Here is a 12,066-nt window from a genome sequence, read left to right as displayed (position 1 = left end):
CGTCCGACACTCCACCCGCGTTACCTCAACCGATTAACCCGTCGGTGAAGCGCCGATAACCCTGCTGGTTTGCGGCGTTATGGGCGAAATGCCCCCGGATGGGTCTGCTCCCGAACCGCCACGAACTGCTGCCGCACCGCCTGCCCCACGGCCAGCTCGTCACCCGGCTCCAGCACCTGCGCCGCGGCCCCCCGCCAGACCGGCGGGGTCCGCGGATCGAGTGCGCCCTGCGACACACCGAGCGCCCAGGCCGCCTGCCGCGCCGCACCGATCGCCGCGTAGTCCGCGGGCTGCGGTACGACGACCTGCGCGCCGAAGAGCGCGGGCGCCGAGGCCTGTACGGCGGGCAGCTCGGCGGCCGGGCCGAGCAGGAAGATCCGCCGCACGTCCACGCCCCGCCCGCGCAGCACGTCCAGCGCGTCGGCGAGCCCGCAGAGCATGCCCTCGAACGCGGCCCGCGCCAGGTGCTCGGGCTTCATCGACTCGCGCCTGAGCCCGGCGATCGTCCCGGCGGTGTGCGGCAGATTCGGCGTCCGCTCACCCTCCAGGTAGGGGAGCATGACGAGCCCGTGGGCGCCCGGCGTGGATTTCATCGCCAGGTCGGACAGGCTCTCCAGGTCCGGCAGCCCGAGGAGTTCGGCGGTGCCGCGCAGGGTCCGTACGGCGTTCAGGGTGGTGACGACCGGCAGGTGCATGCCGGTGGCGTCGGCGAGGGACGTGATCATCCCGGACTGGTCGGCGAGGGCCTCCGGATGCACGGCCATCACCGACCCGGAGGCACCGAGGGACACGACGGCGTCCCCCAGCCCGATCCCGAGCCCGAACGCGGCGGCCATGGTCTCCCCGGTGCCGGCGGAGATCAGCAGCCCCTCCGGCGTCGTACCGGCCGCGTCCGACGGGCCGATCACCTCCGGCAGCATCGCCTGGTGGCCGAGCGCCAGCTCGACCAGGTCGGGCCGGTAGCCGCCGGTCGCGGCCGACCAGTACCCGGTGCCGGAGGCGCCGCCGCGATCGGTGGTCCTGCGCACGGGCCGCCCGAGCAGCTGCCAGACCAGCCAGTCGTGCGCCTGGAGCAGCACGGCCGTCCTGCGGGCGTTCTCGGTCTCGTTCTTCGCGAGCCAGCGCAGCTTGGTGACGGGCTGGGCCGCCTGGGGTACGCACCCCACGGCCTGTGCCCAGGCCTCCCGCCCGCCGAGCGCGTCGATGAGGTCGGCCGCCGCGACCTGGGCCCGCTTGTCGCCGCCGACCAGCGCGGGGCGCACGGTGTTCCCCTGGGCGTCCAGCGCGATCAGCGCGTTCTGCTGGGCCGACACGCCGATGGCCTGCACGCCCTCCAGCAGACCGCCGCCGGCCGCCTCGCCGAGGGAGAGCAGCCAGGCCTGCGGGTCTATGTCGCTGGGGCGGCCCTCCACCGGGTGCGGGGCGTATCCCTGCCGTATGACGGCACCGGTGTCCGTGTCACAGACCACGATGCGTGTGAAGTCCGGTGAGCTGTCCAAGCCGGCGACTATCCCCATGTACCGAATTTTGCAGCATCGGTGGGGGTGCTCGTCGCCGTTCGGGTGCGGGTCCAGCCCCTTTACGTGTTACTGGTGCCCCAGTCGTCCTCCGGCGTGCCGTTCACGTTCCTCTCCCGGAGTGAGCGCACTCGTTGGGCGACGGTCGCGGGGACACGGTCGCCGACCCTGTCGCTGACCGTGTGGAACGCCTTGCCGGCGTACTGGCGGCCCTGCTGGGCGGCGGTCTCGGCCGTGTTGCGGACGGCGGGGTTCTGCGCGATCCGCTGGGCGGACTTCTTCAGCTGCTCGTAGCGCTCGCGACCGGCCCTCGTGCCGAGTACGTAACCGAGGGCCAGTCCGGCGACGAACGTGAGCCGGTAGCGCATGGCTGCCACCCTTCCCTTGCCTTGGTCTGCGGTGCGACGTGGGCGCCGGGGGAACCGATTGGCGGAGCACCCCCCTGCTTGCGCTAATGTATGTGTCGCAGCGAGCGAGCGCCCCCTGGCGAATACCCGGGTAGGTACGTTCGATGCAATCGAGGCGATCCTCCGTAGCTCAATTGGCAGAGCAGCCGGCTGTTAACCGGCAGGTTACTGGTTCGAGTCCAGTCGGGGGAGCTTCGGTCCTCCGTAGCTCAATTGGCAGAGCAGCCGGCTGTTAACCGGCAGGTTACTGGTTCGAGTCCAGTCGGGGGAGCGCACTGAACGAGGACCCCTTGGGGGTCCTTTTTCATGCCCGCGGGAACCGCCGCGCCCGCGTCGCTGTCCTCAAGGTCATGAGCAGCGCAGAAGCCGACCATCCGAGGCAGGAGATCGTATGAGCGGCTATGCTGCGGCAGACGGCGCGCACACTTGTACGCGACACGCCGCTATGGGGCGGTAGCTCAGCCGGTTAGAGCAGCGGACTCATAATCCGTCGGCCGTGGGTTCGAGTCCCACCCGCCCCACCAGCACCCGCAGGTGCAGAATCGATCTAACCTGCACAGACGCGAGAACGGGGGGCGCCGCTCCAGGGCGGTGCCCCCCGTTCATCCGTTCAGTTCAAGATCCGGTGCCCCGCCGGCGCCGGATCGCGCTTAACTGGAGCGCGCGGAGGGCGCCTTCGACGCGGCCCGGTCGGCGGCGACGGCGGACCAGCGGTCGGTGACCGACAGTCCGGTCAGCGCGCGCTGCGTTCGGGGATCGTCGGGAGGACCTTCTCGGCGATGTCGATCAGGGCACTGTCGTCGGGGAGGGCTCCGGACGTGCTCCACACGGTGATGTCGTAGTAGCCGCCCCGGTCCTCCTTGCCGAGGGCCACGGACAGCGTCCGGGCCAGGGGGCCTTCCTCGACGGGTCCGCCGCTGATCCTCAGCTTCATGGTGTGATCCGAGGAGAAGACCGCGGGCCGGCCGAGAACCGTGCGCGTCACGATGTTCTGCTCGTTCCCGATCTTCTTCAGCTTCACGTACTGGGCTATCGACAGCTCGTTGTAGGTGGCCGACAGATTCACGGTGTACGTGTCGAACAGGACCTCGGCCTCCGGCTCGGCGACCTTCCCATCGGTCAGGGCGGCGGTGCCGCTGCTGCCGGAAGCCGTGATCGCGGTCTCTTCCGGCGTTCCGAGGAGCCGGGCGAGATCGGGGCGGTTGAGTGCCGTGCACAGCTCGTCGCCGGTCACGGCCTGGGGTCTTGTCTTGTATGGCTTGGGCAGTTCCTCGTGTTCCTGGGCCGAACACGAGGCGGGTTTCGGCGTGTTGTCGTTGGACGGCAGCACGTGCGGGGCCACCCACAACGCGGCCCCGACAGCCCCGAACACGGCCACGGCCGCGAGGGCCTGGCCCCACGCGTTGGGCTCCTTCTCCGGGGCGGCCGGGCCCGGACCCGGCACGGCCGCCGCCTGGGCCCGGGCCGGTCCGGCCGCATCGGTCAACGGCCCGGCCGCATCGGTCACTGACCCGGCCGCATCGGTCAACGGCCCGACTGCGGGCGCGGGAGCCGGGGTGTCCGGGTTCCGGCGTGCGCGCAGCGCCCGGACCACCGTGTAGACGCGTATCGCGGTGAACACGAGGAACACCACGCCGAGACCGGCCAGCACCGGTTCGTGGTCGCGGACGGCGAGGTACAGGATGCGGACGCCGAGGACGGACCCGATCACGATGAGCAGGGGCTCGCGGACCCAGAACGGCAGGAATCGGAGGAGGAAACCGAGCATCCGGTGATCTCACCAGGACCAGACCGATCATGCTGTGGTGGAAGCCATAGTTCCGTGGTCCTGGTGTTCGACTCCGATGCCGGGCCGCTCCAGGTGGCGGCCATACTGTTCGCATGGAACGCATCGGGGGATACCTGGTCGAGCGCCGGCTCGGCGAGGGTGGCATGGGCACCGTGTATCTCGCGCGGACGCGGGGCGGGCGGGCCGTCGCGGTGAAGGTCGCCAAGGCCGAGCTGGCCGCCGACCCGGTCTTCCGTGAGCGGTTCCGCAGCGAGGCCGAGGCCGCCCGGGCGGTCGGCGGCTTCCACACGGCACCGGTCGTGGACGCGGACCTCGACGGCGACCCGCTCTGGCTGGCCACGGCCTACATACCCGGACCGACCCTCGCGGCGCGGCTCGCCACCGAGGGCGCGCTGGACGAGCCCCGGCTGCGGGCGCTGGCTGCCGCGCTCGCCGAGGCGCTGGAGTCCATCCACTCCTGCGGTCTGGTGCACCGCGACCTCAAGCCCGGCAACATCATCATGGCCGCCGACGGACCGCGCGTCCTGGACTTCGGCATCGCCCGCGCCGTCGAGTCCACCCGGCTCACCGCCACCGGCACCGCCTTCGGCACACCCGGCTTCCTCGCGCCCGAACAGGCCCTCGGCCACGATGTGAGCGGCGCCGCCGACGTATTCGCGCTGGGCGCGGTGCTGGTCGCGGCGGCGGGCGGCAGCGCCTGGGGCGAGGGCACGCCGATGGGGCTGATGTACCGGTCCGTGCACGAACCGCCGAACCTGGCCGCCGTACCCGCCCCGCTCGCCGGCCTGGTCGCGCGCTGTCTGGCGAAGGACCCGGCGGCCCGGCCGACCCCCACCGAGCTGCTGGACCTGCTGACCGACGCGGCACCGGCACCGGCATCGGCACCGGCATCGGCATCGGCATCGGCATCGGCATCGGCATCGGCATCGGCACCGGCACCGGCACCGGTCCCGGCGGAGGCGCCGTACACCCCGGCGCCGACCGCGCCGCCCCCGCAGCCGGCCACCCCGCTCCAGCCCCCGCACACCCCCTCGGCCCCGGCCCCGGTCCCGTTCCCGCCGTACCCGGCGACGCCCCCGCCGCAGGTCGTCCAGGGGTTCGGCCCGCCGGTCCCGTACGCCCTCCCGGAGGTCGAACTCAACGACGGGGAGGCCCGGGTCATCGTGAACGCCACCGGGGTCGTCCTCCAAGTGGCGGGCGCCGCGGCCGACTTCGAGTGGGCGGAGATCGCGCACATCGGACGCACCCGGCGGGGCCACCACCTCACGGTGACCGTGCGGCTGTGGGACGGCGGTGTGTACGACTGCGAGCTGAACGCCCGCCGGTCGGCCCGGATCGGCGAGTGGCTGGCCCGGCTCGACCACGTGCTCGGCCGCTACACGGCCCGGTAGCGTCGCGGCCACCCTGTTCGCCGACAGCGGTATATGACCCCGTACTTGACCCGTACATGCTTGAACCGTCCGCGTCCTGGGCACCCACCCCCTACCGGCATCCACCGCCGGGCCGTATCGGCAGTAGGGAGGGCGTCATGGACCGTCGCATCCGGGTACGCGTCAGCCGGCGCCCCGCCGCACCGCGCGAGCGCGAGATCGACCGCAGGACGCCTTCGGGGCGCATCCTGCCGTACTGAGCACCGCCTCAGCCGGTATCAAGCGGCCCCGGGGCATCGCCTCCGCCGCGCTCACGAAGCCCGTGCCGCGTCCGGCAGCGGGTCCGCCCTGCGGGCCAGTTCCAGCAGGGCGTGCACGGCGGGCTCGGCGGGGCCCAGGCGGGGGTGCCACTGGGCGAGGATGCTGACCGGGCGGATGGGCGCGGGGAGGGGGAGTTCGACCAGTTCGCCCTCCCGGAGTTCCCGCGCGATCGTCAGCTCCGGCAGCAGGGTGACGCCGTGTCCGTGGCCGATGAGCCGCAGCAGAGCCGCCATCGAGCCCTGGAGCAGGGTCTGCTGGGCGTCCGCCAGCAGATCGCGGCCGAAGCGGTCCACCAGCATCTCCGAGGTGCAGTGGCGTTCTGCCACCAGGAAGTCGTAGCGCAGCAGTTGCTCGGGTGTCACCGTCTCCTGCCGGGCCAGCGGATGGTTCGGCGCCGCCACCAGCACCGTGCGGCAGTGCCCCACCACCGCGTGCGGGCGCGCCGGGCGGACGTCGTTGTCGTACTCGAAGATCAGGTCCAACCCGCCTGTGGAGAAGGCCTGTTCCAGTGTCCTGCGCGGACCCACCGTCAGTACGACGTCCGCGCCGCTGTCCGTGCCGCCCGCGCCGTACTCCAGCGCGGCCAGCACCTCGGGCAACCACTCGTGGGCCAGCGACTCCGGTGCGCCGATCCGCAGCCGGGCCCGGTCGCCGTGGGCCGCCCGGCGCATCCGCTCCTCCAGCTCCAACGACTCGCGGGCGTACGGCAGCAGCCGGGCGCCGGCCTCGGTGAGCACCGCCCCCGTGCCCGCCCGTACCAGTACGCTCACGCCCAAGTCGGCCTCCAGCCGCTTGAGTTGGGCGCTCACGCTGGACTGTGCGTAGCCCAGGGCCTGGGCGGCGGCGGAGATGCCGCCGTGTTCGGCGACCGCGACGAAGGCGCGCAGATAGCGGGAGTCCACGGAGGCCAGCGTAGGCGCTCCGCCGGGCCATCGGACTTTCCGATGGGGGTATCGGAGTTACGGCGTCGCGGGGCCGGCGGCCTCCGGGACACGCTGCCCGCATGACCACAGCCGACCCAGCACCCAGCGACATCGAGCCCGCCCCGACCGACCCCGTCCCCCGCGCGGCGGAGAAGGCCGGCACCGCCTCCCGCGCACCGAAGAAGGCCCGCACCGCCTCCCGGCTGACCTTCGCCGGTATCGCCACCGGCAATCTGCTCGTCCTGCTGGACACCTCCATCCTCAACGTCGCCGTCCCCGACATCCAGACCTCGCTGCACCCGGCCGCCGCCGCGCTGCCCTGGGCCGTCGACGCCTACACGGTCGTCTTCGCCGGGCTGCTCCTGGCCGGCGGTGTGATCGCCGACCGCTGGGGCGCCCGCCGCGTCTACACCGCCGCCCTCGGCCTGTTCGCCGCGCTGTCCGTGGCCTGCGCCCTCGCGCCCGGTGCCGGTGCCCTGATCGCCGGGCGGGCGCTGCTCGGCGCCGCGGGCGCCGGTCTCGTGCCCGCTTCCCTGGCGCTCCTCATCCATCTGCATCCCGACCCCGCCCGCCGCACCCGAGCCATCGGCGCCTGGGCCGCGCTCAGCGGGCTGGGCGCCGCCGCCGGACCCGTGCTCGGCGGCGCACTCGTCGAACTCGGCGGCTGGCGGCTGGTGTTCCTCGTCAACCCGCCGCTCGCGCTGGCCGCGCTGCTCCTCGCCCGGCGGCTGCCCGCGCCGCCAGCACGGGCCGGCCGTGCCCTGGACCGCCCGGGTCTGGTCCTGTCCACCGCCGGTCTCGGCCTGCTCACCTTCGGTCTCGTCGAGGCCGGAATCGAGGGCTGGGGCGCGGCGGCGGCGCTGGTCCCGCTCGCCGCCGCGCTCGGCTGCTTCGCCGCGGTGGCCGCCGTGGAGCGCCGGGCCGCCGCCCCCGTCCTGCCGCCCGCGCTGCTCGCCCTGCCGAAGGTGCGGGGCGCCATGGTCGCCGCCGCGGTGTCCTGCTTCGCCTACTTCGGCGGCATGTACCAGCTCGCCGTGTGGTTCCAGCACACCTACCGGCTGACGCCGTTCGCCGCCGGGCTCGCCGCGTTGCCCATGGCCTTCCCGGTGTGCGTGATGCCGTTCTTCACCGGTCGGCTCGTCGCCCGCTACGGACCGCGTCCGGTCCTGCTGTGCGGCATGGCCGCCGCCGTCGTCGCCGGTGTCCTGCTGGCAGCGGCGGGGGGACACCATCCGCCGCTGCCCCTGCTGGTCGCCGCCGAGCTGGCGCTCGCCGCTACCGGCACGCTGTCCATCCCGGGGGCGGCGGCCGCGGTGGCCGTCTCGGCGCCGGCCGAGTACGCGGCGACGAGTCAGGGGGCGCTCAATGGGATACGGCAGGCCGGGTCGGCGCTGGGGGTGGCGGTGCTGGGCACACTCGGCTCGCTCACCGCTTCCGGGTACGTCCTCCTCGCGGTCGGTGCGATCGCGGTGCTGCTGATCGCTCCGCCGGGAACGCCGTGACGGGTCGTCCTTCGGCTACGGCTCGGTTGTGGCTGGTCGCGCCCACGCGGCGGAGCCGCACATCACAGGGCCTGCGCGGCTAGGCGGCCAGTGGGTTCAGGACCAGTGGTTCGATCTGGCCCTCCAGCATCGCGCCGATGCCCTGGGCCGCGCAGATGTCGGGTCGCTCGGCGATGTACACCGGCATGCCGGTGGCCTGCCGCAGCATGTGGTCGAAGCCGGGCAGCAGTGCCGAGCCGCCGACCATCGTGATCCCCCGGTCGGCGAGATCGGCGACCAGGTCGGGCGGGCAGTCCCGCAGCACCTTGCCGATCCCGTCCAGTACGGCCGTCAGCGGGGTCTGGATCGCGTCGCGTACGGCGGCCGTGTTGACGCGCACGCTGCGCGCGAGCCCGGTGACCACGTCCCGGCCGTGGATCTCGGTGGAGGCCGGGCCGTGCGGGGTCAGCCCGTTGCCGGACAGGGCCAGCTGCAGCGGACGTACCGACTGGCTGGGCAGTATCAGCTCGTGCTCGTGCCGCAGGTGCTGCACGATCGCGTGGTCCACGGCCTCCCCGCCCACCGGGATCCGCTCGGCGGTCACGATCGAGCCGAGGGAGAGCACCGCCACCTGGGTGGCCGCGGCCCCGCACACCATGATCATGGTGGCCTCGGGACGCTCGACCGGCAGCCCGCAGCCGACGGCGGCGGCTATCAGCGTGTCCACCAGCTCGACCCTTCGCGCCCCCAGCCCGACCAGCGTCTCGATGGTCGCCCGCTGGGCCAGCGGATCGGCGTCGTGCGGGGTGCAGGCCGCCGCGCGCAGCCGCAGATTGCGGCGCAGGCTACGGCGCATCTTGTCGCCGAGCAGCTGCCGCAGCATGCGCTGGGCCATCTCGATGTCGACCACCGTGCCGCCGGCTATGGGCCGTACGACCCGGATGTAGCCCGGCGTCCGTCCCGTCATCTTCTCCGCGAACTCGCCCACGGCGATGAGCGCCCCGGTGCGGGTGTTCACGGCGGCGACCGAGGGCTGGTCGACGACCAGACCGGCACCCTTGACGTACACCCGGGTGCGGGCCGCGCCCAGGTCTACGGCGAAGTGGCAGCGGCGCAACTGCTCCAGACTGACGGTCACAACGATCCTCCCGGTGCACGGGCCACGGTGCGCCCGGCCGGTTGGCGGGCCTCCCACTGCATCCTGCGCGGGCCACGAGGGCGGGCGCCTGCTGGAGGGGGCCGGGTGGGGTGCCGCTGAATGGGGGGTTTCGGGCGCGGCTCGCCGCACGGTGGTGGACTCGAGGCTGGATTCCCTGCTCGACGCGGCCGGTGCGACGCCGCTCGTCAGCAGCACCCCGACCGGACCGGCGCGCGGCTGAGGGACGCGCCGATGTCATCCTCCGGGCGGTGACGGTGGAGTGACGGGCGGCCGGCGGTGGTCCACGATCCCTCTGACCACCCCCAGCTCCACCAGGTCCTGCGGCCGGATCCGTAGCTGCTCGGCGGTCGCCTCGACCTCCTCCGGCGGGCGTTTCAGGATGGCCGCCGCCAGCTCCGGGGCGATCACCGAGAAGTAGCTGTCCGGCGTGGCCCAGGTGTTGCCCGGCGCGGCCAGCGCCAGGGCCCCGCCGGAGCCGCCCTCGCCGATGACGAGCGTGGTGAGGGGGACGCGGGCGGACGCCACCGCCCCGAACACCTCGGCGATCGCGGCCCCGGCCCCCTGCCGCTCCGCCTCCGCGTCATTGGCCGCGCCCGGCGTGTCCACCAGGGTCAGCACCGGGATCCCGAGCCGGTCCGCGAGCCGGATCAGGCGGGCCGCGGTGCGGTATCCGGCGGGCCGGGTCGCGGTACCGGTCTGCGCCGCGTACGCCACGGTACGGCCGTCCCGCTCACCGAACCCGCAGAGCATGCCGTCGGGATCCGTACCGCCGCACCGGTCGCCGCTGATGTCGCGGCGGTGGGTGAAGTAGGTGTCCAAGTAGGCCTGCGCGCGAGGGCGTTCGGGGGAGCGGGCACGCTGGACGGCGTCCCAGCCGGTGACGGGGAGGCCGGCCCTGCCGGGTGCGGGTGGCGGGGGAGGAACGTCGGTGAACGGAGAGGTGAGCAGCCGCAGCCACGCCCCCAGTGCCTCCTTCAGCTCCGCCGGATCCACCACCGCGTCCGCCGAACCCGCCGCCACCTGGGCCTCGGCCGTGTACGCGGACGGGTCGGCGTCGGGCGGGCGGACGCGGGAGCCGGCGAAGCCCACCTGGGCGCCGGGGAGGGCCAGGACGATGTCCGCGCCGGCGCCGAGGGTGGCCCAGCCGCCGCCGGTCGTGGGGTCCCGCAGGACCGCGATCTGCGGCAGGGCGGCCTCCCGGATGCGCGCCGACGCGCGGGCCACGCGCTGGAGCTGGGACAGCGCGAGCATGCCCTCCTGCATCCGGCTGCCGCCGGTGGCGACCAACGGCACGACCGGCAGGCGGTGTTCGCGGGCGTAGGTGTACGCCGCCTCCAGCCGGTCCCCGGTGCGTTCGCCGAGGGAGCCGCCCAGGAAGCCGAACTCGAAGGCGATCAGTACGGCCGGGGTGCCCTCGATGCTCGCGGTCCCGCAGACGGCCGACTCCTCCTCGCCGGTGCGTGCGGCGGCACGGGCGCGCGAGGCGTCGTAACCCTGCCAGCCGAGGGGGCCGTCGGGGCTGGACTCCCTTGGCGGGGGCGGGAGTTCGGTGAAGGTGCCGGGGTCCGTGACCAGGGTCAGGATCTCCCGGGCCGAGTGCCGCTCACGCATCGGCGACCAGCGCCCGCTTCATGATCTTCCCCATGTCGTTGCGGGGGAGCGCGTCCAGGTAGCGGACGACACGCGGGCGCTTGTGCGGGGCGAGGCGACGGGCCACGTGGTCGGCCAGCTCCTCGGCGGCGGGCGGCGCCTGCGGGTCGGCCGGGACGATCCAGGCGACGATCCGCTCGCCGAGGTCCGCGTCCGGCTCCCCGGTGACCGCCGCCTCCCGCACCCCCGGATGCTCCAGCAGCGCGTTCTCGATCTCACCGGCCCCGATCTTGTAACCACCGCTCTTGATCAGGTCCGTGGCCTTGCGCCCGACGATCCGTACATAGCCGTCGGGCTCGCGGACGGCCATGTCACCGGTGCGGAAGAACCCGTCGGCGGTGAACGCGGCGGCCGTGGCGTCCGGCCGGTTCAGGTACTCGGTGAACAGGTTCGGCCCGCGCACCTGGATCTCGCCGACGCTCTCCCCGTCGTACGCGGCGATCGGCGTCCCGTCCTCCTCCACGAGCCGCAGCTCCACACCGGGCAGCGGCACGCCGACCGTCCCCGCGCGCGGCTCGCCGTCGGCCCGCACGCTGGTGTTCATCAGCGTCTCGGTCATGCCGTACCGCTCGATCACCCGGCGCCCGGTCGCCGCCGCGATCCGCTCGTGGTCGTGCACGGGCAGCGCGGCCGAGCCGGACACCAGCAGCCGGGCCCGCGCCAGTGCCTTGGCCAGCTCCGGTTCCTCGGGCAGGGCCTCGGCGATGCGGTGGTACATCGTCGGTACCCCGAACAGCATGGTCGCGCCGGCGTTCAGCTCCCGTGCCACGCCCTCGGTGCTGAACCGGCCCAGATGCCGGACGCTGCCGCCGCGCCGCAGCGGGCCGAGGGTGCCCAGCACGAGGCCGTGCACATGGAACAGCGGCAGCCCGTGCACCAGCACGTCCTGAGCCGTCCACTGCCAGGCCTCGGCGAGCGCGTCCAGGGTGGTGGCGAGGGCCCGGCGGGGCAGGACGGCACCCTTGGGCGGGCCGGTGGTGCCGGAGGTGTAGACGATCAGCGCCGGGTCCTCGCCGGCGGCCGTCTCCTGCGGTACGGCACCGGGTCCGGCGGACGCGTCGACGTCGATCCGCTCCAACGCGCCCAGCGCATCGGGGAGTTCGGCGCCCGGCGCGGCCAGCAGCAGCGTCGGTGCGCTGTCGGAGACGATGTGCGCGAGTTCCTTGTCGCCCGACTTGGGGTTCAGCGGCACGGCGGCGGCCCCGGCGAGCAGTACGCCGGTCACGGCGACGGCGGTCTCCAGCTCGGGCGTGGCCCACACGGCCACCCGGCCGGTGCCCCGCAGCCGGGAGGCGAGCGCACCGGCGGCCCCGGCCAGCTCGCCGTACGTCAACGACCGCTCGCCGAACCGCAGGGCGGCCCTCCCCCAGACGTCGTCCGGGGGGACCCCCGTCTCGCTGCGCTCGGCCGGACCATCCGTCAGGGCGGGGAAGAGGGAGGACACGCGGC

The 12,066-nt window shown here is 73.7% G+C and carries 9 protein-coding genes and 3 tRNA genes; 5 read left to right on the top strand and 7 right to left on the bottom strand.

Going from position 1 to position 12,066, the window contains the following annotated elements; all coding sequences use genetic code 11:
- Positions 1-77: 77 nt before the first annotated feature.
- Together ACWC0C_RS13690 and ACWC0C_RS13685 are read right to left on the bottom strand one after the other, a co-directional pair.
- The gene (locus ACWC0C_RS13690) at positions 78-1,517 is read right to left on the bottom strand and encodes an FGGY family carbohydrate kinase (protein ID WP_450863928.1); all 1,440 of its coding nucleotides are present in this window, start codon (positions 1,515-1,517) and stop codon (positions 78-80) included.
- 62 nt (positions 1,518-1,579) lie between these two features.
- Complete coding sequence (locus tag ACWC0C_RS13685) at positions 1,580-1,885, bottom strand: YtxH domain-containing protein (RefSeq protein WP_449197970.1); 306 nt, start codon at positions 1,883-1,885, stop codon at positions 1,580-1,582.
- Positions 1,886-2,043: 158 nt separating this feature from the next.
- Between ACWC0C_RS13685 and ACWC0C_RS13680 the strand changes: the two genes are divergently transcribed.
- From ACWC0C_RS13680 to ACWC0C_RS13670, 3 genes are all read left to right on the top strand, one after another.
- Positions 2,044-2,116: transfer RNA gene (locus ACWC0C_RS13680), tRNA-Asn, on the top strand.
- Positions 2,117-2,122: 6 nt separating this feature from the next.
- A tRNA-Asn gene (locus ACWC0C_RS13675) sits at positions 2,123-2,195 on the top strand.
- Between the two features lie 176 nt (positions 2,196-2,371).
- Positions 2,372-2,448 (top strand) — tRNA-Ile (locus ACWC0C_RS13670).
- A 209-nt stretch (positions 2,449-2,657) separates the two neighbouring features.
- Here ACWC0C_RS13670 and ACWC0C_RS13665 read toward each other — a convergent pair.
- On the bottom strand, positions 2,658-3,692 hold the full coding sequence (locus tag ACWC0C_RS13665) for a DUF6215 domain-containing protein (protein ID WP_450863927.1): 1,035 nt from the start codon (positions 3,690-3,692) through the stop codon (positions 2,658-2,660).
- Between the two features lie 113 nt (positions 3,693-3,805).
- Here ACWC0C_RS13665 and ACWC0C_RS13660 point away from each other — a divergent pair, with 113 nt between their 5' ends.
- Positions 3,806-5,104, top strand: coding sequence for a serine/threonine-protein kinase (locus ACWC0C_RS13660; RefSeq protein ID WP_450863926.1), 1,299 nt, complete (start codon positions 3,806-3,808; stop codon positions 5,102-5,104).
- A 290-nt stretch (positions 5,105-5,394) separates the two neighbouring features.
- On the opposite strand, the gene ACWC0C_RS13655 is transcribed toward ACWC0C_RS13660, so the two are convergent.
- Complete coding sequence (locus tag ACWC0C_RS13655; protein WP_450863925.1) at positions 5,395-6,306, bottom strand: LysR family transcriptional regulator; 912 nt, start codon at positions 6,304-6,306, stop codon at positions 5,395-5,397.
- A gap of 101 nt (positions 6,307-6,407) precedes the next feature.
- Here ACWC0C_RS13655 and ACWC0C_RS13650 point away from each other — a divergent pair, with 101 nt between their 5' ends.
- A complete protein-coding gene (locus ACWC0C_RS13650) occupies positions 6,408-7,829 on the top strand; it encodes an MFS transporter (RefSeq protein WP_450863923.1) in 1,422 nt (473 codons plus the stop codon).
- A 79-nt stretch (positions 7,830-7,908) separates the two neighbouring features.
- Here the strand turns inward: ACWC0C_RS13650 and ACWC0C_RS13645 are convergent, their stop codons facing one another.
- The 3 genes from ACWC0C_RS13645 to ACWC0C_RS13635 all read right to left on the bottom strand — a co-directional run bounded on the left by ACWC0C_RS13645 (position 7,909) and on the right by ACWC0C_RS13635 (position 12,061).
- Complete coding sequence (locus tag ACWC0C_RS13645; protein ID WP_449197965.1) at positions 7,909-8,946, bottom strand: rod shape-determining protein; 1,038 nt, start codon at positions 8,944-8,946, stop codon at positions 7,909-7,911.
- Between the two features lie 255 nt (positions 8,947-9,201).
- On the bottom strand, positions 9,202-10,578 hold the full coding sequence (locus ACWC0C_RS13640) for a carboxyl transferase domain-containing protein (RefSeq protein ID WP_450863920.1): 1,377 nt from the start codon (positions 10,576-10,578) through the stop codon (positions 9,202-9,204).
- Positions 10,571-12,061, bottom strand: coding sequence for an acyl-CoA synthetase (locus ACWC0C_RS13635; protein ID WP_450863918.1), 1,491 nt, complete (start codon positions 12,059-12,061; stop codon positions 10,571-10,573). The genes ACWC0C_RS13640 and ACWC0C_RS13635 overlap by 8 nt, the downstream gene beginning before the upstream one ends.
- Positions 12,062-12,066 lie beyond the last annotated feature (5 nt).

Source organism: Streptomyces sp. NPDC001709 (assembly GCF_053596375.1).
The sequence above is the reverse complement of the archived record's forward strand: the minus strand, read 5'-3'. Positions and strand labels throughout refer to the sequence as shown.

Bases quoted from the DNA above. Each gene is read 5' to 3' on its own strand.
- ACWC0C_RS13690 (WP_450863928.1), bottom strand. From the start codon at position 1,517: ATGGGGATAGTCGCCGGCTTGGACAGCTCACCGGACTTCACACGCATC.
- ACWC0C_RS13685 (WP_449197970.1), bottom strand. From the start codon at position 1,885: ATGCGCTACCGGCTCACGTTCGTCGCCGGACTGGCCCTCGGTTACGTA.
- ACWC0C_RS13665 (WP_450863927.1), bottom strand. From the start codon at position 3,692: ATGCTCGGTTTCCTCCTCCGATTCCTGCCGTTCTGGGTCCGCGAGCCC.
- ACWC0C_RS13660 (WP_450863926.1), top strand. From the start codon at position 3,806: ATGGAACGCATCGGGGGATACCTGGTCGAGCGCCGGCTCGGCGAGGGT.
- ACWC0C_RS13650 (WP_450863923.1), top strand. From the start codon at position 6,408: ATGACCACAGCCGACCCAGCACCCAGCGACATCGAGCCCGCCCCGACC.
- ACWC0C_RS13640 (WP_450863920.1), bottom strand. From the start codon at position 10,578: ATGCGTGAGCGGCACTCGGCCCGGGAGATCCTGACCCTGGTCACGGAC.